The 22257-nt window shown below is 71.7% G+C and carries 21 protein-coding genes; 8 read left to right on the forward strand and 13 right to left on the reverse strand.

The genetic code is table 11. The features are described 5' to 3' along the window. Positions 1 to 20: 20 nt before the first annotated feature. From ACFQ11_RS13530 to ACFQ11_RS13565, 8 genes are read right to left on the reverse strand one after another with little or no spacing between them, the layout of a single operon-like run. A complete protein-coding gene (locus ACFQ11_RS13530) occupies positions 21 to 1337 on the reverse strand; it encodes an MCE family protein (protein ID WP_378298637.1) in 1317 nt (438 codons plus the stop codon). Further along, on the reverse strand, positions 1334 to 2440 hold the full coding sequence (locus tag ACFQ11_RS13535) for an MCE family protein (protein ID WP_378298638.1): 1107 nt from the start codon (positions 2438 to 2440) through the stop codon (positions 1334 to 1336). The genes ACFQ11_RS13530 and ACFQ11_RS13535 overlap by 4 nt, the downstream gene beginning before the upstream one ends. Beyond that, positions 2440 to 3498 carry an MCE family protein gene (locus ACFQ11_RS13540; protein ID WP_378298639.1) on the reverse strand — a complete coding sequence of 353 codons (1059 nt, stop codon included), beginning with the start codon at positions 3496 to 3498 and terminating at the stop codon, positions 2440 to 2442. Before ACFQ11_RS13540 ends, ACFQ11_RS13535 begins: the two co-directional genes overlap by 1 nt. After that, complete coding sequence (locus ACFQ11_RS13545; RefSeq protein WP_378298640.1) at positions 3498 to 4532, reverse strand: MlaD family protein; 1035 nt, start codon at positions 4530 to 4532, stop codon at positions 3498 to 3500. The genes ACFQ11_RS13540 and ACFQ11_RS13545 overlap by 1 nt, the downstream gene beginning before the upstream one ends. Then, positions 4532 to 5611, reverse strand: coding sequence for an MlaD family protein (locus ACFQ11_RS13550; RefSeq protein ID WP_378298641.1), 1080 nt, complete (start codon positions 5609 to 5611; stop codon positions 4532 to 4534). The genes ACFQ11_RS13545 and ACFQ11_RS13550 overlap by 1 nt, the downstream gene beginning before the upstream one ends. Then, positions 5608 to 6738 (reverse strand): MlaD family protein, encoded by a 1131-nt coding sequence (locus ACFQ11_RS13555; protein ID WP_378298642.1) that lies wholly within the window; start codon positions 6736 to 6738, stop codon positions 5608 to 5610. The genes ACFQ11_RS13550 and ACFQ11_RS13555 overlap by 4 nt, the downstream gene beginning before the upstream one ends. Then, positions 6735 to 7589, reverse strand: a complete 855-nt coding sequence (locus ACFQ11_RS13560) for an ABC transporter permease (protein ID WP_378298643.1) — start codon at positions 7587 to 7589, stop codon at positions 6735 to 6737. Before ACFQ11_RS13560 ends, ACFQ11_RS13555 begins: the two co-directional genes overlap by 4 nt. After that, positions 7590 to 8393 (reverse strand): MlaE family ABC transporter permease, encoded by an 804-nt coding sequence (locus ACFQ11_RS13565; protein ID WP_378298644.1) that lies wholly within the window; start codon positions 8391 to 8393, stop codon positions 7590 to 7592. Between the two features lie 343 nt (positions 8394 to 8736). On the opposite strand from ACFQ11_RS13565, the gene ACFQ11_RS13570 reads away from it, so the two are divergent. The 3 genes from ACFQ11_RS13570 (at position 8737) to ACFQ11_RS13580 (ending at position 11124) form a co-directional block, all read left to right on the forward strand. After that, positions 8737 to 9273 carry a MarR family winged helix-turn-helix transcriptional regulator gene (locus ACFQ11_RS13570; RefSeq protein ID WP_378298645.1) on the forward strand — a complete coding sequence of 179 codons (537 nt, stop codon included), beginning with the start codon at positions 8737 to 8739 and terminating at the stop codon, positions 9271 to 9273. Positions 9274 to 9321: 48 nt separating this feature from the next. Beyond that, entirely contained in the window at positions 9322 to 10380 is a 1059-nt protein-coding gene (locus ACFQ11_RS37845; protein ID WP_449193559.1) for an aggregation-promoting factor C-terminal-like domain-containing protein, read from the forward strand. A gap of 78 nt (positions 10381 to 10458) precedes the next feature. Then, a complete protein-coding gene (locus ACFQ11_RS13580) occupies positions 10459 to 11124 on the forward strand; it encodes a TetR/AcrR family transcriptional regulator (protein WP_378298646.1) in 666 nt (221 codons plus the stop codon). 25 nt (positions 11125 to 11149) lie between these two features. Here the strand turns inward: ACFQ11_RS13580 and ACFQ11_RS13585 are convergent, their stop codons facing one another. Continuing rightward, positions 11150 to 12259: a hypothetical protein gene (locus ACFQ11_RS13585; protein WP_378298647.1), complete on the reverse strand. Its 1110-nt coding sequence runs from the start codon at positions 12257 to 12259 to the stop codon at positions 11150 to 11152. A gap of 264 nt (positions 12260 to 12523) precedes the next feature. Further along, entirely contained in the window at positions 12524 to 13345 is an 822-nt protein-coding gene (locus ACFQ11_RS13590; protein ID WP_378298648.1) for a hypothetical protein, read from the reverse strand. A gap of 212 nt (positions 13346 to 13557) precedes the next feature. On the opposite strand from ACFQ11_RS13590, the gene ACFQ11_RS13595 reads away from it, so the two are divergent. After that, the gene (locus ACFQ11_RS13595; RefSeq protein ID WP_378298649.1) at positions 13558 to 14142 is read left to right on the forward strand and encodes a TetR/AcrR family transcriptional regulator; all 585 of its coding nucleotides are present in this window, start codon (positions 13558 to 13560) and stop codon (positions 14140 to 14142) included. A gap of 50 nt (positions 14143 to 14192) precedes the next feature. Here the strand turns inward: ACFQ11_RS13595 and ACFQ11_RS13600 are convergent, their stop codons facing one another. Beyond that, positions 14193 to 15656: a flavin-containing monooxygenase gene (locus ACFQ11_RS13600; protein WP_378298650.1), complete on the reverse strand. Its 1464-nt coding sequence runs from the start codon at positions 15654 to 15656 to the stop codon at positions 14193 to 14195. Between the two features lie 112 nt (positions 15657 to 15768). Here ACFQ11_RS13600 and ACFQ11_RS13605 point away from each other — a divergent pair, with 112 nt between their 5' ends. After that, positions 15769 to 16371 carry a TetR/AcrR family transcriptional regulator gene (locus ACFQ11_RS13605; protein ID WP_378298651.1) on the forward strand — a complete coding sequence of 201 codons (603 nt, stop codon included), beginning with the start codon at positions 15769 to 15771 and terminating at the stop codon, positions 16369 to 16371. Here the strand turns inward: ACFQ11_RS13605 and ACFQ11_RS13610 are convergent. Then, positions 16368 to 17048, reverse strand: coding sequence for a TetR/AcrR family transcriptional regulator (locus ACFQ11_RS13610; RefSeq protein ID WP_378298652.1), 681 nt, complete (start codon positions 17046 to 17048; stop codon positions 16368 to 16370). The genes ACFQ11_RS13605 and ACFQ11_RS13610 overlap by 4 nt on opposite strands. A 107-nt stretch (positions 17049 to 17155) precedes the next feature. On the opposite strand from ACFQ11_RS13610, the gene ACFQ11_RS13615 reads away from it, so the two are divergent. Together ACFQ11_RS13615 and ACFQ11_RS13620 are read left to right on the forward strand one after the other, a co-directional pair. Then, positions 17156 to 18262, forward strand: a complete 1107-nt coding sequence (locus ACFQ11_RS13615) for a ferritin-like domain-containing protein (RefSeq protein WP_378298653.1) — start codon at positions 17156 to 17158, stop codon at positions 18260 to 18262. Between the two features lie 45 nt (positions 18263 to 18307). Further along, the gene (locus tag ACFQ11_RS13620; RefSeq protein ID WP_378298654.1) at positions 18308 to 19168 is read left to right on the forward strand and encodes an SDR family NAD(P)-dependent oxidoreductase; all 861 of its coding nucleotides are present in this window, start codon (positions 18308 to 18310) and stop codon (positions 19166 to 19168) included. Positions 19169 to 19746: 578 nt separating this feature from the next. Here ACFQ11_RS13620 and ACFQ11_RS13625 read toward each other — a convergent pair. Beyond that, positions 19747 to 20526, reverse strand: coding sequence for a hypothetical protein (locus ACFQ11_RS13625; RefSeq protein ID WP_378298655.1), 780 nt, complete (start codon positions 20524 to 20526; stop codon positions 19747 to 19749). Between the two features lie 85 nt (positions 20527 to 20611). On the opposite strand from ACFQ11_RS13625, the gene ACFQ11_RS13630 reads away from it, so the two are divergent. Beyond that, complete coding sequence (locus ACFQ11_RS13630) at positions 20612 to 22138, forward strand: ATP-dependent DNA ligase (protein WP_378298656.1); 1527 nt, start codon at positions 20612 to 20614, stop codon at positions 22136 to 22138. Positions 22139 to 22257: the final 119 nt, after the last annotated feature.

Below are 22257 nucleotides of genomic sequence, written 5' to 3' on the forward strand. Positions count from 1 at the left end.
TGGGGTAACTCCTTAGGCTCTCAGTCCTGGTCCCGGCGGCGCCGCCGGGACAGCCGGGACACCACGGGCACGGAACCCGCCATGACCCTGATCAGCACCATCAGCGCGATCACCGGGGGCGCGTACATCAGCCACGGCGGGGGGCCGCCACCGGTGTCGTCCTGCGCGGCGGCCTGCTGCGCCCGAAGCTCCTCCTCCCGGCCGATCGACGGGTCGTGCGTCGGGATCGTGTCCCCCGGGTTCTTGGCCTTGTACGGAGCCTGCTTCGTCTCCGCCGGCATCCGCCCGCCCGGGCAGGTCGGGACCTTGTTCACGGCCGGCTGCGGGAGCGGGTACTTGTACTCCAGCGTCGCCGGCTCGTGCAGCGTGAGCATGAACACGACGTTCAGGACGGGCGCGCCCTCGGGCCCGCCGATGACGTTGTCGAGGACGACCCCGAGCTGCGGCGCCTTCGCGAGCGTGTCGTTCAGGTCGCTGAGGATCTCGGGGTTGTGCCGCTTCAGCCCCCAGGTGCCGAGCGACTGCACGGTGCACTCGAAGTCGGGGCCGGTCTTCTCCAGCAGCGTGTTGACGGTGTCGAGCAGCACCGGCCCGCGGTCGCGCAGCTCGCCGATCTCGCCCTTCACCTGGCCGAGCGCGGCCGTCAGCGCGGCGAGGTTGTCGACGCCCGCGCCCAGGCTTCCCCGGTTCTGGTTGAGGACGCGCGTGATGCGGCCGAGGTCCTTGGTGAGGCCGTCGAGCAGCTCGGTGTTCTGCGCGAACGTGGCGGTGAGCTGGTCGGACCCGTTGATGATCTGCCGCAGCGAGGTCTCGCGGCCCTCCCATCCGGCGGCGAGCTCCTGCGTGAGCACCTTCGCGTCCTGCGGGTCGACGGCCTGCAGCGTGTCGATGACCGAGGCGAACAGGTCGCTGTACTTCGGCGGCACGCTCGTCTGCGACACCGGGATCACCGCGCCCGCCTCCAGCGGCGGCGCGGCGGCGGACTTCGGGCCGGGAGTCAGCTCGACGACCGGCTCGCCGACCGCCGACTTGCGGGCCGCCGCCGCCGTGACGCCCTCGGGGACCTCGACGCCGCGCTCGATGTCGAGCGTGACGACGACCTTGTCCTTCACCAGCTCCACCGAGTCGATCTTGCCGATCCGGACGCCGAGGTAGTCGACCTCGAAGCCCGGCTGCAACCCCGGGGACGACTCGAACTCCACGGAGATGTGGTACGGCCGCTCGATGAAGTCGAACTTCACGACGTTCCCGAACGCCCACACGACCATGATCACGGCGAGCACGGCGAACGCGAGCAGGTTGATCGTGACGCGGTCGAACGCGAACCGTCTCTTCATCGGCGCGGCTCCAGGATCTTCTCGAGGCCCGGCAGCACGCCCTCCAGCTCGTCGGGCAGCCGCGGGGAGCCGGCGTCGCGCTTCTGCCCGCCACCACCGCCGCCGCCACCGGCCGACCCGCCGCCCGCGGACCCGCCGACGCCCGGGATCAGCGGCGTGCCGTCCGGCCAGACGACCTCCAGCAGCGGGTAGAGCAGCAACTGGCCGTCGTAGGTGGCGAGCGGGATCTTCGTCTCGAACTCGACCATGCCCTCCACCAGGTTCGTCAGCCGCTTGCGGCTGTTCCCCAGCTGCGCGAGCACGGGGTCGATGTCCTTCAGCAGCCCGCGGAACCGCTCGATGCGCCCCACGAGCACCTTGTTGTTCAGCTCGCGGGCGGCCCTCGTCAGCTCGTCCACCGCCCGGATGATCTTTTCCTTGTTCTCGTCCAGCAGCCGCGTCGTGCGCTCGATCTGCTCGGGCGCCGCGGCCAGGACGTCCTCCCGCTCGGCGAGGTCGCGGCCCAGCCTCGCGAACTGGTCCACCGACTCGGCGAGCGACCGCCGCTGCTCGGCGAACAGCCGCACGAGGTCCGACGCCTTCGCGATCGTCATGTTGAGCTTCTCGCCGTTGCCGTCGAGGGCCGACGCGCCCGCGTTGACGACGGTCGCGAGATCGTCCCCCGCGAGGGCCTTGATCAGCGGCCCGGCCTGCCCGACGACGTCCTCGAACGCCGGCTGCACCCGGGTGTCGGCGATCGTCCCGCCGTCCGGGACGAACGGCCCGGCGTTCATGCTCGCGCCCGGCGGCATCTGCAGGTCGACGAAGTTCTCCCCGAGCAGGGACGTCACCTTGATCTCGGCGCGGGTGCCCTGCGGGATCCGGACGCCGTCCTCGATCGACAGCGTCACCTGCGCCCGGTAGCCCTCGGTCAGCTCCACCTTCGTGACGCTGCCGACCTTGATGTCGGACATCTGCACGCTGTGCCCGGCGACCAGCCCCTGGACGTCGTCGAACGTCGCCGTCAGGGTCAGCTCGCCCTGCGGCGCGCCGGCCGTCCGGTACGAGCAGCCGGACACCGCGACCGCGACGACCGCGGCGAGGACGAGGATCAGCCCGCGCATCAGTTGCCTCCCCCGTTCTCCCACGGACAGTTCGAGTTGGGCGGGGGCAGCGGGCAGCCGACCTCGTCGGTGCCCATGAGCCCCTTCAGCCAGGTCCGCAGGAACGCGTCCGTCGCGAACCGGATGTACAGCGACTTCGTCTCCGGGTCGTAGCCGCCGATGAGCGCGTCGCTGATGCCCGGCAGGACGTCGAGGAGCTGCGCGAGCTCCTTGGAGTTGCCCTTGAGGACGAGCGCGGTGCGGGTGAGCACCGCCAGGTCGTACGGGAGCTGCCCCTCGTACTTGTCGAGGAGTTCCTGGCCGTTCTCGGCGAGGACCAGCATCCCCTTGATGAGCTCCTGGAGTTCGCCGCGCTCGCTGCTGAGCACCCGCGTCGCCTCGCCGAAGTTGCGGATCAGCGTGCCGAGCACCTGCTCGCGCCCGCGCACGACCCCGGCGAGCCGGTGCAGGTTCTCCGCGACCTCGATCAGCTCCTCGTCCTGCCCGGCGACGTTCTCGACCAGCCGGGAGCTCTGCTCAAGCGTGGCGTTGAACTGGCGGCCGTTGCCCTGGACGGTCCCGGCCGCGGTGTCGAGCGCGGACTGCATCTTCGTGGGATCGAGCGCGTCCGCGAGGTTCGTGAACGCGCTCAGCGCGTCGTCCACCTCGACGGGCACGTGGGTGCGTTCGATCGGGATCTCGTCGGCCTGCTCCTTCGGCTGCCCCGGCTTCCACGCCGGGTGCAGGACGAGGTTGCGCTCGCCGATCAGGTTCAGCGGGACGATCGACGCCTGCACCCCCTTGGGGAGCGGGACGTCGTCGCGGATCGTGAACGTCACCTTGATCTTGTCGCCGAGGTTCTGCACGGACTCGACGCGTCCCACGTCGGCGCCCATGACCTTCACCTTCGACTCGGGGTAGAAGGAGCGGGCCTTCGGGAAGTAGACGGTCATCGTGCGGCCGTCGTCGGCGGCGGGGACGATCGAGCAGCCGCCCGCGGACGCCGCGAGGGCGAGGCCGAGCACGGCGGCGAGGGCTCGGCCCCGGGCGGCCAGGGCGCGGGGGAAGCGGCGGGTCATCAGTTGCCTCCCTGGCCCGCGGGACGGCGGGTGGAGATCGGCCCCGGCGGCTGGATCGGGCCGAGGCCGGTGAGCAGCCCCTCGATCCACGGCCCGCTGCCCTTGAGGTTCGCGACCTGCTGGAACGTGGGGCCGAGCAGCGAGAAGTCGGTGTTCAGCGCGTCCATGTTGGGCGCGAGGCGGGTGGTCAGCAGGTGCAGGTCGTCGAGGAGCCTGTCCAGCTCCTTCTGGTTGCTCTCGATGACGTTCGACAGCGTCCGCACGGTCCGGCTGCCCTGCCCGATCGTGGCGGCCAGCTCGTCACGGCGCTGCACGAGCGTCCGCAGCAGCACCTGGCTCGAGTCGATGATCTCCCGGAGCTGCCGGTCCTTGCTCGCCAGCGTCCCGGTGATCTGCTTGCTGTTGTCGATGAGCTTCTCGATCTGCGGCGCCTGGTCGTTCAGCATCTGCGACACGTCCCGGAGGTTCACCAGGATGCGGTTCAGCTTCTTCGCCCCCGGCGACTCGATCTTGTTGATCTGGGTGAGCAGCCGGTCGATGTTCTCCTGGTCGAGCCGCCCGACGATGTCGTGCGCGCCCTCCAGGGCCTCCGGGACCGTGAACGGGACGCTCGTGCGCGCCAGCGGGATCCGCCGCTTCGACTCGTCCAGGTTCGCCAGGTACGGCCCGTTCTCCGGGACGGGGCCCGACAGCTTCAGGTAGCGGCCGCCGAGCAGCGTGGTCGTGGTGACCTCCGCGCGGGTCTGCCGGCCGAGGTCGATCCCGGCGTCCACATGCCAGGTGATGATCACCTTGCCGGTGTCGAAGTCGGGTTCGACGCCGGTGACGCGGCCCGCCTTCACCCCGGCGACCCGCACGTCGTCGCCCGGCTTGATGCCGGACACGTCGGTGAACTCGCCGCTCATCGTGTAGCCGCGGTCGAACAGGTGCAGCTGGCCGACGGCGAACGCGAACGTCACGGCCGCGCCGAGGGCGGCGAGGGTCACGATCGCGACGATCTTCTGGTCGACGTCGCGCAGCGACTTCAGCGCCATCACTCGCCCCCCTTCGTCAGCAGCGCCCGCAGCTTGTCGAGCTCCTGGCGCGTCGGCTCGTCCGTCCCGGGCGCCTTCGGCAGCTCCATCTCGAACGGGCACGGCCCCTGGACGATGTTCAGGCAGAGCGCGTTGGTGCGCAGGAAGTGCCCGCCGTTCGCGGCCGAGAACAGTTGCCGCAGCGTCAGCGGAAGCTTCTGCACCATCTGCTCGAGCTGGTCGACGTTCAGCCGGAACGTCTCGCCCAGCTCCGCCAGGTTCCGGATGATCCGGGCGAGCTGGGCGTCGTTGCCGCCGAGCACCCGGTTCAGGTTCGTGGTGACCCCGGCGATCTGCACGGTCGCGTCCTCCAGCAACCGCCGGTTGTCCACGAAGACCTTGACGAGCGACTCGAGGTTGTCGATGCTCGCCGCGATCTGCTTGTCGCGCGTCGCGACCGCGCCGCTGACGGTCTCGTAGTCGTCGATCATCTTCCGGATGGTGTCCTTGCGGGACGCGAACGTCTGGAGCAGCACGTCCAGGTTGTTCGTCAGCACCGAGATGTTCTGCTCGTTGCCCTCGAGCGCCTGCGAGAACGAGAAGAGGATCTTGTTGAGCTGGTCGGGGTCGAGGTTGCGGGTCAGCGGCCCGATGCTGTTGACGATCTCGCCGAGGTCCACCACCGACTTCGTGTGCGTGACGCGGTCGCCGTCGTCGAGCATCTCCTTGCTCGCCCCCGGCTCCAGGTAGACCACCCGCTGGCCCATCACGTTGCGCCAGCGGATCGCGGCGGTGGAGTCCGCCGGGATCTTCAGCTCGGTGTCGACGGCCATCTCGACGCGGGCCTTGCCGCGCACCACCTCGATGCCCTCGACGCGGCCGACCGGGGTCCCGGCGACCTTCACCTGGTCGCCCTCCACCAGCCCGGTGACGTCGTCGAACGTCGCGGTCAGCCGGTACCGGTCGGCGAACGTCGTGCCGAGGATCTGCTGGCCGATGAAGAACGTCAGCAGGCCCGTCACGGCGACGAACACGACGAACTTCGCCGTCGTCCGGTAGTCGGGCCCGCGCGCGGCCTTGCCGCGCGGCCTCCCCTTCACGGCCGCCTCCCGTTCGTGCCGGGAGCGCGCGTCCCGTTCGTTCCGTTCGCGGTCGCGCCGCCGGCGTTCGTCCCGTGGGCGTTCGCGCCGCCGCCGAAGGACGTCTCGAAGGACGTCGTCGGGCACAGGTCGCGGATGATGGCGCAGATGTCGAGCGGCAGCCGGTTGGACGCCTGCGCGACCATCGTGCCCTCGGGCCCCGGGATGCGGATGATCTGCGCGAGCAGCCGGAAGAACCCGTTCAGGCTGTCGATCATGATCGGGACGTTGCGCAGCTGCCGGTTCGTCACGTGGGCGACGTCCGCCGCGCCGTCGATGACCTCGCCGAGGTTGCCGCCCTGCCGCTGCAGGGTGCCGCCGACCCGGTTCCCGAGCTCGCTCGCCTCGTCCAGCAGCAGCGACACCTTGTCGGGCTTCTCGTTGATCACCGCGGACAGCTCGTTGAAGTCGCCGGCGAGCCCGGTGACCGTGTCACCGCGGGCGCCGAGCGTCTGCGAGACGCCGGTGATGTCGTTCAGCAGCGACCGGATCACCTCCCGGTTCCGGTGGGTCGCGTCGATCACCTTCGCGCCGTTGTCGATCGTCCGGCGCAGCGCCGGGCCCTGCCCGGACAGCCCCGCGCCGAACGTGTGCAGCAGCGTCGCGACGTCGTCCGGGTTGATCGCCCGCGTCAGCTCGTAGGTGGGCCACGCGGTGTCGGCGAGCTCCTGCGGGTCCTGCGTCTTGGCGATGCGGCCGCCGTCCTCCAGGTAGGGGCCGGTCAGCTCGTGCGCGCCGAGGTTCAGGGTGAGGTCCTTCGGCCCGAACACCGACACCGGCTCGATGGACGCCACGGTCGTGTCGGGGATCCGCACGCCCTCGTCCACCCGGATCCGGACGGCGACGCGGCCGTCGTCGCGCAGGTCCAGCGAGGCGACGGTGCCGACCTCGATGCCGCGGATCTTCACCTCGGACTTCTCCGGGTCGAGGCCCTGCCCGGCCGTCCCGAACTGCGCCGTGTAGTACGTGGAGCCCTCGTGGTCCTGCGTCGCGCCGACCGCGATCAGCGCCGCGGACGCCGCCAGGACGCCCGCGCCGACCAGCCCGAAGACCGTCCGGGAGCGGGCGGAGAGTGTCTCGTCGCTCATCCGGTCAGCTCCACAGTGCTCCCGTGGCCCCAGAAGATGTACGACAGGACCAGGTTCATGAGGATCATCAGGATCGTGGACTCCCGGATCGCGCGGCCCGCGGCGACGCCGACGCCGACCGGCCCGCCGGCGGCGTAGTAGCCGCGGTAGCAATGGACGAACATGATGATGAACGCGAAGATCGCCACCTTGATCACGCTGTAGAACACGTCGATCGGTGGCAGGTAGAGGTGAAAGTAGTAGTCGTAGATGCCGGGCGACAGCCCGAAGTACTGGATCGTGATGAACCGCGTGGCGAAGAACGCCATGAACAGTGACACGAGGTAGAGCGGGACGAGCGCGATCACGCCCGCCGCGACCCGGGTGCACACCAGGTAGGCGAGGGAGTTGATCCCCATGACCTCCAGCGCGTCGATCTCCTCGGAGATCCGCATCGCGCCGATCTCGGCGGTGAAGCCGGTGCCGACCTGCGCGACCAGCGCGACCCCCGCGATGATCGGGGTGACCTCGCGGACGTTGGAGTAGCTGGAGATCAGCCCGGTGAACGCCTCGGCGCCGATGCGCTCCAGCCCCGGGTAGCCCTGCAGGCCGACCATCGCGCCGGTCGCCAGCGACATCGTGGCGATCACGAAGATCATGCCGCCGCCGATGACGAGCGCGCCGACGCCGACGGTGATGTCGCTGACCTGCTTGGCGAGCGTCTTGCCGTACTTGCGGCGGATGATGATGTCGAAGAACAGGTGGTAGAGGACCCGGCCGAGGAACACCGGCAGGTTGGCGGAGGCCGCGAGGCCCGCCGTCCGCGTCTGCACGGCCCGGCCCAGCTTGCGTACGGGGGTAATGGCGACCATCTAGAACTTCCGGGGGACGAGGACCTGGTAGACCATCTCGACGACGTAGTTGATGGCGAACACCACGATCGAGGTGACCACCACCGCCCGGTTGACCGCCCGGCCGACGCCGACGGGTCCGTAGTCGCAGTTCATGCCCATGTAGCAGGCGACGGCGGCGGCGACGAAGCCGAACACCCATGCCTTGAACAGGGTCACGACGAGGTCCGAGAACTGCAGGAGGGTCGTGGCGCCGTCGAAGAAGGCGCCGGGGCTGACCCCCTGCTGGATGACGTTGAAGTAGAAGCCGCCGAGCACGCCGGCGAGGATCACCACGGAGCACAGCAGCGCGGAGACGGTGCTGGCCGCCCACAGCCGCGGGGTGACCAGGCGGTGCACGGGGTTGATCCCCATGACCTCCATCGCCGCCAGTTCGTCGCGGATGTTGCGGGCGCCCATGTCGGACGTCATCGCCGAGCCGCCCACGCCGGAGACCAGCAGCGCGGCCGCGAGCGGCGCGACCTGCTGGATCATCGCGGCGACGAGCAGCGCGCCGGTGCCGGACGCGGCGCCGAGCTGCCGCGCGATGTCGCCGACCTGCAACGAGATCGTCGCGCCGAGGGGCACCGCGATCAGCATGACCGGGACGGCGGTGACCCGCGCGAGGAACCAGCACTGCTCGATGAACTCGCCCCACCACTGGCGCAGGTCCCAGGTGCGGCGCAGGCCCTCCAGGAGGGTCACGCACAGCAGCCCGGTCTCGTCGAGGGTGCGTTCGACTCGTCTGCGCGCCAGATCGGGGGCCCGGGACAGACTCAGGGCCATCAGCCGGCGACCTCCCCCTGGGGGGCGGGGCGAAGGGTCATACCAGCCTCCTTCGTTCTCGGACGTCGGCGCTCATCCGATACGCCGGCTCACCGCCGTCGCCGGAAAAAGGGCGCGCGACGTCCTGTCTTTCTCCTCGCGCGCCTTCCGGTCTCGGCCGAGATCCGGTACCACATGCGAAAACCGGGGCTCCTCAGAGCACGCAGGCACCGCCTGTGATTTGGAGCACTCTATTAGAAGAAGGTCTAAGAATCGAGTACTTACATGGACCTTTGTCCGAAGCTACGATCTCGGGGTGCGAAACCCGCCACAACGAACCACAGACGTAATCGGGAGTGATGGCGTGGACCCGCTGGTCACCGGCATCAAGGAGCGCTGGGACGGACAGGGCCTGCGCGGCGACCCGGGCCCCTTCATGGCCATCTGCGCGGTGGCCCGGCTGAACCAGTTGCTGAGGAAGGCGCTCGACGAGGAGCTCGGCCGGTTCGACCTCGGCCGCACCGGCTACGCCGTCCTCACCACCCTCGCCCTCATCGACTCCGGGCAGGCGGGCCTCAGCACCCTCGGCCGCTGGCTGATGGTGCACCCGACGACCGTGACGCTCACCGTCGACCAGCTCCGCGCGGACGGGCTGGTGGACCGCGTCCCGCACCCGCGCGACCGGCGCGCCGCGCTCGTCCAGATCACCGCGAAGGGCCGGGAGCGCGTCAACGAGGCGAACCTCGCGCTGGAGGCGCCCGGCGGCCCCCTCGCGGGTCTCGCCGGGGACGGCCACGGCCGGCTCTTCGAGGCGCTCCAGGCGGCGCGCGTCGCGGTCGGGGACCTGGAGTTCTTCGGGGACGCCGACGGTGGTGATCCGCACGGCGCCGCACAGCCCTAAAATCGGCGAACCGGACACAACTCCCCGCCGATAAGGCAGTCTTCTCCTATGCCCCAGAGTCACGGCAACCGCAGACGCCCCAAGAAGGCCACCCGCTTCGCCCGCGGCGAGCGGGGCGCGCAGGCCCGGGCGGACGCCCCCCGGCACGATGCTCTGCTCCCCGGCGACCCGAACGGCACCGGGGCCCCGTACGCCGCGGACGTCCCGTACACCGCGGGCGACCCGTACGCCGGCGGCCAGGCCGCCGGTGAGGCGCCGCCTCCCGGCGGCGACCCGTACGCGTCCGACGCGCCCCCCGAGGCGGAGCCGCCGCCCGGCCCGGGCGCCCCGCCCGACGCGAGCACCCCGCACGGCGGGGGCGCCCCGGACGCGTCCGCCGGCCGGACGTCGCCCGCGCCCCGGGCCGCCGCGCGGTTCAAGCCGAACCGCGGCACGGCGCTGCGCGTCCTCACCAGCAACGTCACCATCACGGCGGTGGGCCTGGCCGTGCTCGCCGCCGTCCTGGTGCTCGTGCCCATCGGCGGCGACGACGGCGGCGAGCCCCCGACGATCGCGGCCGAGGACATGTCCGCCAACGAGATGCTGGAGATGCTGCAAGGGTCCGAGATGGACCCGATCGCCGCCGACGCGGTCGCGTCCGCCAAGAAGCGCGCCTACGAGAAGCAGCAGGCGGAGGCGAAGCAGAAGAAGGCGGAGAAGAACAGCGACGAGTCCGTCAAGAGCTCCTTCGACAAGCCCGAGCCGGAGTCCGCGTCCGGCGGTGGCGGCGCCCTCCCGAACGCGCCCGCGGGCGGCGGCGACACCACCGTCTCGGAGAACAAGGCCATCGGCAAGCAGATGAACGCGCTCAAGGGCTGGAGCGGATGCTGGTCCGCCCTGGAGAGCCTGTGGACCAAGGAGAGCGGCTGGAACGAGCGGGCCCAGAACCCGTCCAGCGGCGCCTACGGCATCCCGCAGTCGCTCCCCGGCACCAAGATGGCCAGCGCCGGGTCGGACTGGCAGACCAACGCCCGCACCCAGATCGCGTGGGGCCTGAACTACATCGACGCCCGCTACGGCACCCCGTGCGAGGCGTGGGGCCACTCGCAGCGGGTCGGCTGGTACTAGACCGTCCCCCGGCACGACCTCGGGCAGCGGCGCCCGTGCCGCGGCGCGGCGCGGGCGCCCGCCTGGCACCATGGTGGGATGCGCACGAGCAGGACGCGGCAGGCCGCCGAGGCGAACGGCGAGACCGCGGGCGGCGGCGGGCGGCAGTGGGCGCGCGCCGACGCGACCCGCCAGGCCCTGCTGACGGCCGCCCAGGAGGTCTTCGCCGACCGCGGGTACGCCGACGCGGGCATCGCCGAGATCGTCGAGCGGTCCGGCATCAGCGTCGGCAGCCTCTACCACCACTACGGCGGCAAGGCCGGCCTGTACGTGGCGCTGTGGGAGGAGCTCACCGGGGAGCAGGAGCGCCGCGCGGCGCAGGCCGTCTCGGCCGCCCGCGAGGAGGGCCAGCGCGACCCGATCGCCCAGTTCATCGCGGGGGCCCGCGCGTACCTGCGGGTGTGCTGGGAGCGCCGGGAGGCGGCCCGGCTGTTCCTCGCGGGCGAGGGCCCGCCCGGGTCGTCGCTGATGCGCCGCAGCCGCACCCAGCGGTGGGTCGCCCGCAACACCAAGCTGCTGCGCGGCCGGGACGGGACGGGCGCGGGCGAGCCGCCCGCCACCGGACGCGCCGAGGAGGTGCTCGGGCTCGTCCTCACCACCGTGATCGGCGAGGCCGGGCGGGAGATCGCCACGGCCGAGGACGAGACCCAGGCGGGCGAGATCCTCGAGGAGGTCTGCCGGATCCTGATCCGGCTCGCGCGCTGACCGGGGCGGCACGGCGGGCCGGGCCTCAGGGGCGCGGCCGGTAGGGCTCCGCGGGCAGCAGCGCGATCCGCACGCCGTGCTTGGACGGGCGGCCGCGCCGGTCGACGCGCCCGTACGTCCGGCCGTACACGCGGCGCGGCGGCGGGACCGCGCGGCGCGCGAGGCGGATCCGGAGCAGCGCCAGCGTCACCGCCGACCCGAGCGCGGCGAGCACGCCCGCCTGCAGGGCGCCGAGCTCCTCGATGGGGGACGCGTCCTCCGGCAGGGCCCGCAGGTTCGACATCGGCACGACCGCGTTCGACAGCGGCGCGACCCGCGGCGACGCGACCGGCGGGAGCGCCACCCGCGGCGCCTGGATGTCGCCGAGCAGTCCCGGCACCGTCGACGGCCGCCCCGTCAGCGTGCCCGGCGGGGTGACCGGCGGGAGCGACCCCGAGGTCAGCTCGGAGAGGTCGGCGGGCACGTTGCCGGACGGGTCGGTGACGACGAGGTCGAACGAGCGCGACGCGGCCGTCATGCCGGGCGCGGAGACCGTCGCGGTCACCCGCACGGCGCGCGGCCCGGAGCCGGCCGGCACGGCGACGGTCACGGCCGCGTTCCCGCCCGCCGAGCCGAGCGTCCCGATGTTCCGCCGCGCCGGGGTGACGGTCGCGCCCGGCGCGGCCACCCGCAGGACCGCGCCCTTCGCGGTGGCGCCGAACGCCCAGTAGTGCGCCGTCACCGTGATCGACCCGCCGGGCCGCACGGTCGTCCCGGTCGCGGACAGCTCCAGGGCCAGCCGCTCGGGGCCGGTGGGCTCGCCCGGGTCGGTGGGCGTGGGGGTGGGGGTCGGCGTGGGGGGCGGCGTCGTCCCGTCCGTCGGCGTCGGGGTGGGCGGGTCGGTCGGCGTGGGGGTGGGGGTCGGGGTGGGCGGGTCGGTCGGCGTGGGGGTGGGGGTCGGCGTGGGGGTGGGCGGCGGCGTCGGCGTCTCCGGCGGCGGGCTGGGCGTGGCGGTGTCGGTCGGCGGCGGCGTCGTGTCCGACGAGGTCGTGGTCGGTGTCGGCTCCGCCATCGCCGGGGCCGCCCCCGACACCGTGAGGACGGCGGCCGCGCCCACTCCCGCGAGCAGCACTCCGCCGGTCGAACGTGAACGCACCCGTCCGCCTCCCCCGCCTAGTGACGATCAGTACAATTGTCAGAAACGAATCCAAGCACGGGGTGAATGGCCCGGACAAGAGCGGCGAACATCGGGCGGGCGATTGCTCACTTCGGCGGGTGATTTCTCCTCACGGATTGTCAGGATGTGCGCACGAACGCGCTCGTCGATCGTCTTCCCGGCCCATCCTGTCGAGCCGGTCGATCCGCCGGATCCGGCCATCGGGCCCCAGCCGCCCGAAGGCGCCCCCGGTGTGCGCCGCCGTCACCCTCGCCCGGACGGGCGCAGCCGCTCGATCCGGTCGATCCGGCCCGCGAGGAGATCGTCGTGGGCGAGCGCGAAGTCGCCGTTGGGCAGCGCGGCGCCGAAATGCGCGCCGATCACCGTGTCCGGCAGGAAGTCGCGAACCTTGCCGCGCAGCCCGCGCGGGTAGTCCACCGGTGCGCCGGGCGCATCGTCACCGCCGAACAGGACCCAGTGGTCGGTCCCGACGGGCTCGCCCGGCACCGGCGGGCCGCCGGTGTGGGCGTCCAGCGCCGGGGCGACCAGGACGTCCGGGTCGAGCGGCTCGTACCACATGAGCAATGGCTTGGCGCGGCGCGCGTCGGCGTTGTCGAAGCAGCAGACGGCGACTGAGTGGCGCGGGTAGTGGTCGGCGTAGAACTCCATCAGAGCCGGGTCGAGACGCGGCCGCCTGCGCCCGGGGACGCGCGCCAGCGCGGCCGGGATCAGCGTCGGGTCCTCGGCCAGCAGGACGGTGTAGACGTCGTGCTCGAACACCTGGACGTCCCGCGGCCCGTGCGACATCCAGTCCATGGCCGCGGCGCCCGCGCCCCGGGACGGCGGTCGCACGGCGTCCACCATCGCCGCGAGGACGCGCCCGCCGTGCCGGCCGACCGGAACGAAGTGGTCCGGCGTCATCGTGCGGGCGGGCAGGTGCAGGAGCATCGCGTTGGGGCCGTCCGCGAGGTTCAGCGCGGTGTTCTCGTAGCCGAGCACCTCGATCGCGCCGTGGCGCGGGTGCCGGCGGCGTCCGACGTACAGGGTCGTTCCGGTGAATTCGGCCTCGGCCAGCGATACGCACATGTCCGGCGAAAGTAGTCGAATCACCATGAAGAAGGGGCCGGACCGGCGAAAACGTCCGGACGTCGGGGACGTTCAGGTCACATGGGACGCGCGGGACCGTTATCCTGACCTTCGGGTTACCGCTCCCTGACGGAAAGTCGAAGAGGTCCATGCCGACGTCAACCTGGTTCCGCCTGAACGTCGCAAAGCGCGCGCGCGTGCTTGAAGTGGCGATGAAGGAGTTCGGGGAACACGGGTACTCGACCGGCAGCCTCAACACGATCGCCCGCGAGGCCGGCATCGCCAAGGGCTCGCTGTTCCAGTACTTCAACGACAAGCTGGAGTTCTTCGCGTTCGTCTGCGACGAGGCGTCCCGGCGCATCCGCGAGGAGATGGAGCGCCGCATGGCGGCCATCGACTTCGACCAGCAGTTCGACGAGTGGCTGTTCGACGTCATGTGCGACTGGTCGGAGTACATGGAGGCGCACCCGCTCGAGCGCGGCGTCACCGCGGCGACGAACTTCGAGCTCGACAACTCCGTCCGGTCGGTCGTCCGCGACACCGCCAACCAGCACTACCTGCAGGTCATCCACCCGACGCTGCAACTGTGGCAGGAGAAGGGGCAGATCCGCGCGGACGCCGACCTGGAGGTCCTCGCCACGACGATCCTGGCGCTGCTGCCGTTCCTCGCGCTGGCCCCTTACTACGACGGCCTGGACCCGATACACGGGCTGCGCGGCCGCACACCGGCCCAGCAGCGCCCGGTGATCCGGCAGCTCATCGCCGGGTACCGGCCGATGTTCGCGCCGGAGAAATGACCGGGCGGGCGGGGGCCGGGGCGGCCCTCGCCGCCCCGGCGCGTCCCGGGTCACGGGATGAGGGTGTACTCCTCCGGCTTCGCCTTGCGGCTGCTCGCCCAGAACTCGAACGTGTGCCCCGGCCACAGCGTGCGGTTGACGCCCTGGTCGTCCAGGTACCAGCTCTGGCAGCCGCCCTCGCTCCAGACCGCCTTGCGCAGCCGCCGGTGCAGCCGGTCGTTGAACCGGCGCGCCGCCTCGGGCTTCGGCTCGATCGCGTCCGCGCCGCTCTCCTGGATGAGCCGCAGGCAGCTCAGCACGTGCTGGATCTGCACCTCGATCATGAAGACGACCGAGTTGTGGCCGAGACCGGTGTTCGGGCCGAGCAGCATGAAGAAGTTCGGCAGGCCCGGGATCGTCGTGCCGCGGTGCGCCTCGATGCCGTCCGCCCACAGCTCCTGGAGCTTGACGCCGCCGCGCCCGGTGACGCGCAGTTCGGCGAGCGCGTCGGTCACCTTGAACCCGGTCCCGTAGATGATGCAGTCGACCTCGTACTCGCGCCCGTCCTTCGTGACGATCGAGTGCTCCCGCACCTCGGCGACGCCGGACGTCTCGACCTCCACGTTCGGCCGCGTCAGCGCCGGATAGTAGTCGTTGGACAGCAGCACCCGCTTGCAGCCGATCGTGTAGTCGGGCGTCACCTTGGCGCGCAACCCGGGGTCGGGGATCTGCCGCTTCAGGTGCCGGCGGGCGAGCCACTCCATCGGGCCCGACAGCCGCGGGTCGATGGTGAAGCCGACGGCCCGGGCCTCCAGCGTCCAGTAGATGCCGTTGCGGAACCCGCGCGCCGCGCCCGGCACCTTCTCGAACGCCTTGCGGACGGGCGCGGGGAACTCCCGGTCGGGCTTGGGCTGGATCCACGGGGGCGTCCGCTGGAACAGCGCGAGGTGCTCGACCTCCTTCGCGATCTGCGGGACGAACTGGACGGCGGAGGCGCCCGTCCCGATGACGGCGACGCGCTTGCCGGTGAGGTCGTAGGAGTGGTCCCACTCGGCCGAGTGGAACGCGGTGCCCTGGAACCGCTCGATGCCGGGCAGGTCCGGGAACGCGGGGATGTGCAGGGCGCCGATGCCGGACACGATGGCCTTCGGCGTCAGGACCGTCCCGTCGGCGAGCGTCACGTTCCAGCGCTTGGCCGCGTCGTCGTACTCCATGCTCTCGACGTCCGCGCCGAACCTGATGTGCTCGCGCACCCGGTGCTTGTCGGCCGTCCGCTCCATGTACGAGCGGATCTCCGGCTGCGGCGCGAACATCCGCGACCAGCCGGGGTTCAGCTCGAACGAGAACGAGTACATGTGCGAGGGGACGTCGCAGGCGCACCCGGGGTAGGTGTTGTCATGCCATGTGCCGCCGAGGGCCTCGCTCTTCTCCAGGATGACGAAGTCGTGGAATCCGGCCTTCTTGAGGCCGATCGCCATGCCGAGCCCCGCGAATCCGGAGCCGATGATGACGATCGCCGGTGCGCCTTCGCTCATAACCGTCCTCTCCCGTTACCTACTAGCGGTAAGTTACCTGGAGTAGGTTACTGACGGTAGGTCCAACAGAGAGGATTTCCCTGTGAGTGCCGCCACACCCCACCGACGCCGGATGTCCCGCGCCGAGCGCCGGCGGCAGATGCTGGACGTCGCGGAGCAGGTGTTCGGCGAACGCGGCTACCAGGCCACCTCGATGGACGAGATCGCCGAACGCTGCGGCGTCTCCAAGCCGATGCTCTACGAGCACTTCGGCTCCAAGGACGGCCTGCTGCTCGCCTGCATGCGCCGCTCCAAGGCCGAGCTCTTCGAGGTCACCCAGAAGGCCATGGCCCAGGCGACCGACCCCGCCGACATCCTGTGGCGCGGCATGGTCGCCTACTTCGGGTTCGTCGCGTCGCACAGCGCGTCGTTCGCCATGATCCTGCGCGAACCGATCGGCCCGCCCGAGACCATGAAGGCCCTCGACGAGGCGCGCGCGCAGCAGAGCGGGCTGATCGCGGGCGTCCTCGGCACGTTCGTCCCGGACGCCCCCGCCGACGTCGTCGAGGCGTACACCCAGATCATCATGGGCGCGAGCGAGCGGCTCGCCCAGTGGCAGACCGGCCGGCCCGACGTGACGGCCGAGGACGCCGCCCGCTACATGACCGACTTCTGCTGGAGCGGCCTCAGCCCGTACATCGCCGACCGCCCCGCGGCCGGGGAACCGACCGGTTAGCGCGCGGAGCGGGCGCGGGGCAGCGCCTCCAGAGCGCCGACCAGCAGGTCGAGCCCGAACTCGAAGTCGGCCTCCGGGTCGTGCCGGGCGAGTTCGGGACCGAGCGCGATGACGTGCGGGAACGTCGCGGCGTCCAGTTTCGCGAAGTTCTCCGCCGGGGACGTGTCGAGATGGTGCAGCATCTTGCCGAAGCCGATCTCGCGCATCTGGGCGCCGAGCGCGTACGCCATCAGCGCCCGCATGATCCGGACGGCCGTGACGCCGTCGAACCCCGCCGCCTCGGCGAGCGCCAGCGCGCGCTCGGCGGGCCGCAGCCCGACCGTCGTGTCGAACCTGCGGGTCAGCACGATCGTCATGCAGCGGGGGTACTCGTGCGCGACCGTCCGGAACGCCCGCACGAGCGCGCGCACGCGCTCCTGCCAGGGCGCGGACGGGTCGTCCTGCAACTCCATCCCGGACACCACGTGCTCGGCGACGCCCTCCAGCAGCGCGCCCTTGTTCGGGACGTGGTTGTAGAGCGACATCACGGCGACGCCGAGCTCCGCCGCGACCCGCCGCATCGACAGGGCGTCCGCGCCCTCCCGCTCGATGAGCCCGATCGCCGCGCGGACGATCCGGCCCCGGGTGAGGGCCGGGCGCCGCTCCGGCGCGTCGCGCCCGGGAGTGCCGGAGGACACGTTGCCGCCCGTCCCTTCGCCATTGACAGCCCCGGTGGGCCGTGTCACGGTACGTACATTGTACGTAAGACGTACATCGTACGTTTGCGTCCTCGAGGGGGAACGCCATGTCGACCCATGATCTGTACACCGCGCCCGTCGACACGTCCACCTGGAACGTCCCCATGGCCGGGGAGGCCCGGTTCACGTGGGAGTACGACGACGGCCGCGACCGGCTCCTCGCCCTGTACCAGAAGGGCAAGGACAAGCAGTGGGACTCCGTCAAGCGCATCGACTGGGACCTCGAGGTCGACCCGCACGACGTGCTCGGCGTTCCCGACCAGTCCCTCGCCGTCTACGGGACCGAATACTGGGACAGGATGTCGGAGAAGGACCGCGGCGAGCTCCGCAGGCACTCGGCGTCCTGGCAGTTCTCCCAGTTCGTGCACGGCGAGCAGGGCGCGATGGTCACCGCCGCCCGCATCGTCGAGTCCGTCCCCGACCTGGACTCCAAGTTCTACTCCGCCACCCAGACGATGGACGAGGCCCGCCACGTCGAGCTCTTCTCGAAGTTCCTCCAGGAGAAGATCGGCCTCGTCTACCCGATCAACACCAAGCTGCAGGAACTCCTCGACGAGACCCTCGCCGACTCGCGCTGGGACATGCCCTACCTCGGCATGCAGGTGCTCATCGAGGGTCTCGCGCTCGCCGCGTTCGGCGTCATGCGCGACGTCACCACCAAGCCGCTCCCGAAGCAGATCCTCGCCTACGTCATGCAGGACGAGGCGCGGCACGTCGCGTTCGGACGGCTCGCGCTCCGCGACTACTACAGGCAGCTCTCCCCCGCCGAACTCCGCGAACGCGAGGAGTTCGTCATCGAGGGCTGCTACCTCATGCGCGACCGCATCCGGGGCCGCGAGGTCTGGGAGAACTTCGGGATCCCGCCGGCCGAGATCGACGAGATGGTGAACGAGTCGCCGTACATGCGGACGTTCCAGAGCCTGCTGTTCAGCCGGATCGTCCCGTGCGTCAAGGACATCGGGCTGTGGAGCGACCGCATCCGGCAGACCTACGACGACATGGGCGTCCTCGATATGGGGAAGGCCGACCTCGACGCCCTGATGAACCAGGACGAGGAGATCGCGGAGCGGCTCGACGGCGAACGCTTCGCCGCCGAGGAGGCCGCGCGCAAGGCCGAGGTCGACACCGTCATCGCGGAGGCGTCCTCCGGCTGAGTACCTTAGAGCCTGCTCATCGGGACGCTGTTCACGGAGGTTGGCATGCCCCTCGCGCATTTCGACGGCGCGCTCGCCGTCGTCACCGGAGCCGGCGGCGGGTTCGGCCGGGCGATCACGCTCGCGCTCGCCGAGCGGGGCGCCACGGTGATCGCGGCCGACATCGATCTGCCCGCCGCCGAACGGACGGTCACGCTCGCCAAGACGATCGGCCCCGGCGGCGCCCCGTACGAGGTCGACGTCGCCGACCGGGCCGCGATGGAGGCGTTCGCCGCCGAGGTCAAGGAGACCCACCGCGTCCCCGACATCGTCGTGAACAACGCGGGCATCGCCGTCGTCGGCCCGTTCATGGACACCGGCCTGGACGACTGGGAGCGCATCGTCGGCGTCAACCTGTGGGGCGTCGTCCACGGATCCCGCCTGTTCGGCCGGCAGATGGTCGACCGCGTCACCGCCCTGCCCAACAAGCCCGACAAGCCGAACCTCGGCGGCCACATCGTCAACATCGCGTCCGCCGCCGCGTTCGCGCCCTGGCGGTCGATGCCCGCCTACTGCACCACGAAGTCGGCCGTCCTCATGCTCAGCCAGAGCCTGCGCGCCGAACTCGCCGGGCACCGCATCGGCGTCACCGCCGTCTGCCCCGGCTTCGCCGACACCGGCATCGCCAGGAACGCCACGATCGTCGGCGGCGGCCCCGCCGAGCGCGCCCGCCTGCACGAGCGCGGCCAGAAGGCGATCCGGCTGCGCAACTACCCGCCCGAGAAGGTCGCCGAGCGCGTCGTGGACGCGATCATCAAGAACCGCGCCGTCGTCCCGGTCAACTTCGAGGGCCACCTCCTGCACACCCTGTCGCGGGTCTCCCCCGGCGCCCTGCGCCTTCTGGCCCGCATCCCCGCCCCCCGGTAGGCCGCTCGCGGCCCCGTCCTCGGAGGCGGGGCCTCAGGGGCGTGTCCTCGGCCGAGCCGGGTGACCCGACGAGCGCTTCGGCGAGTGCCCCGGTCCGGACGAGCGCCCTCACGGAGAGCGTCCGCCCGCGGGCGACGCCGGTGTGGGCGCCCCGCGCGTGCGCCCGGTTCTCCGGGCCGCTTTCCCGGACGGCCGCGCCCGCGGCGTACGGAACGCACCGGACCCCTTACACCTATAACGTGTTCTCGTTGAGGGCGCCATTTATCTCGATGTCGAGCATGACATTACCGAATGGCACTCTAATCAGAAGCAATGGTCCATCCCCGGCAACGGAAAGGGCCGCGGAGTGTGGTCCACTCCGCGGCCCTTCGACGAGGACATGTTGCCTACCTGGGAGTTCACACCCAGGACACTCCGTCCGATGGCCCGGCCACGTCGTCGACCTCCTCCTCCCCGAAGGCATCAACAGCGCGCCGATCGCTTCGTCGAACCGGGGACCCGATCGGCGCACTCCCTCCCCTTGCCCTCACACCTTAGAAGGTACTGACAGTAAATATGCCATGATCGGCCGATTCAGGTCAGAATTGTAGAGACGTGAGAACTTCTCGCGCCACCGCGGCCGCCGCGTCGAGGCACTCCCGCTCCCGCGCGGCGCCCTCGCCGCGCTCGCTGTAACTGACCGTGATCACCGCGTTCCGGGTCCGCGCGGTCACCTGCCCCACGACCGTCGGCTGCCCCTCGTCGCTCTTGAACCACCGGTACGCCTCGTCCCCGAGCCCCGGCTGCCGCTCCAGCGTGACCGTCCGGACGAGCGGCGCCTCGTGCGCCTGCCGCCACTGCGCGTCGAAATACCGCCGCGCGTCCTCCACCGGCGTGGCGGTGTTCGCGGGCGCGTACAGGTGCGCCTCCACCCGCAGCCAGTGGAACGCCGAACCGGTCGACGAGTACGTGCACGTCGTGAGCGTGGAGTTCGCGCTGTCGCGCTGCCGCGCGTCCGGGATCGTCCGCCGGACGGTCTCGGCGGTCACCATCCCGCACGGTTCGGGCAGCGCCGCGATCGGCCCGGCGGAAGACGGGGCCGGGGACGAGGCCGGGGACGAGGCCGACGAGGGCGCCGGGGACGAGGGCGCGGCCGTCCGGGGCGCCGCGTCGTCCGTCCCGTCCCCCGAGCGCAGCAGCAGCGCCCCGCCGCCCGCGACGCCCAGCGCCACCACGACCGCCAGCACCGCCAGCAGCCCGGGACGGCGGGACGGCGACGGCGGGTCGGGCGCCGAGTACACGCGCTCGAACGGCTCGGGCGGCCGCGGAAGGCCCGCGCCCTCCCGGCTCGCCGCGTCCGCGCCCGACGATCTCCCCACGCTCGTCAACGTAGTCAGGCGCGCCCGCGCTGACCAGGTCCCCCGGCCGATCCGTTTGTCAGACCGGCCGGTCACAATGGGAGGCGTGCGCATCAACGAGGTCGCCCGGACGTCGGCGGTCGTCGCGGAGACGTCCGGACGCAAGGCCAAGGTGGCGGCGCTCGCCGCGTGCCTCGGCGAGGCGGGGCCGCGGGAGGCGCCGATCGTCGTGGCCTACCTGTCCGGGGAGCTGCCGCAGCGGCAGATCGGCGTGGGGTACGCGGCGCTGCGCGACGTCCCGCCGCCCGCGGACGCCCCGGAGCTGACCGTCGCGGAGGTCGACGCGACGTTCACCGAGATCGGCGCCGTGTCCGGGAAGGGGTCGGTCGCCCGGCGGCGGGAACTCGTCGCGGGGCTGCTGGGCCGCGCCACCCGCGGCGAGCAGGACTTCCTCGTCCGGCTGCTGTCCGGGGAACTGCGGCAGGGGGCGCTGGACGGCCTGATGGCCGAGGCGATCGCGTCCGCCGCGGGCGTCCCGGCGGCGGACGTCCGGCGGGCGTTCATGCTGCGCGGCTCCCTCGGCCCGGTCGCGACGGCCGCGCTCGCCGACGGCGCCGAGGGGCTGCGGGGGTTCTCGCTCGAGGTCGGGCGCCCCGTGAAGCCGATGCTCGCCGCGGCGGCACCGTCCATCGACGAGGCGTTCGGCAAGCTCGCCGCGGAGGCCGCCGTGGAGTGGAAGCTCGACGGCGTCCGCGCGCAGGTGCACGTGGCGGACGGGACGGTCCGCGTGTTCACCCGCACCCTCGACGAGATCACCGAACGGCTGCCCGAGGTCGTCGCGGCCGTCCGGGAACTGCCGGTACGCGACGCGGTGCTCGACGGCGAGCTGATCGCGCTGCGGGCCGACGGGCGCCCGCACCCGTTCCAGGTGACCGGCGCGCGCACCGCCACCCGCACCGCGAAGGACGCCGAACCCGTCCCGCTCACCCTGTACCTGTTCGACGTCCTGCACCTGGACGGCGCCGACCTGCTCGACGCGCCCGGCGCCGAACGCAGCGCCGCGCTCGCCCGGATCGTCCCCGAGCACCTGCGGATGCCGCGGCTCGTCACCGGCGATCCCGCGGCGGCGAAGGCGATGTTCGACGAGGCCGTCGCGCGCGGGCACGAGGGCGTCGTCGTGAAGTCCCTCGACACCCCGTACACGGCGGGCCGCCGCGGCGCCGGCTGGATCAAGGTGAAGCCGCGCCACACCCTCGACCTCGTCGTCCTCGCCGTCGAATGGGGGCACGGCCGCCGCAGCGGGCTGCTGTCGAACCTGCACCTCGGCGCCCGCGACCCCGAGTCCGGCGGGTTCGTCATGCTCGGCAAGACGTTCAAGGGCCTCACGGACGAGCTCCTGGCCTGGCAGACGCGCACGCTGCGGGACCTCGCGGTGCGCGAGGACGACTGGACGGTGCACGTCCGTCCCGAACTCGTCGTCGAGATCGCGTTCGACGGCGTCCAGCGCAGCACCCGCTACCCGGGCGGCATCGCGCTCCGCTTCGCGCGCGTCCTGCGCTACCGCCCCGACAAGTCCGCGGCCGAGGCCGACACGATCGACACCGTCCGCTCCGTCGCCCCCGTCCTGGACTAGCCGCGTTCGGCGGGTTCGGTGCCGCCGGCGTGCTCGGCCCGGCCGTCCCCGGCCCGGCCGTCCCCGGCCCGGCCGTCCCCGGCGCGACCGCGCCGCCGCGCCGCGAGGGCCCGGCCGGC

Source organism: Actinomadura sediminis, from assembly GCF_042675525.1.
GTDB classification, from domain to species: domain Bacteria; phylum Actinomycetota; class Actinomycetes; order Streptosporangiales; family Streptosporangiaceae; genus Spirillospora; species Spirillospora sediminis.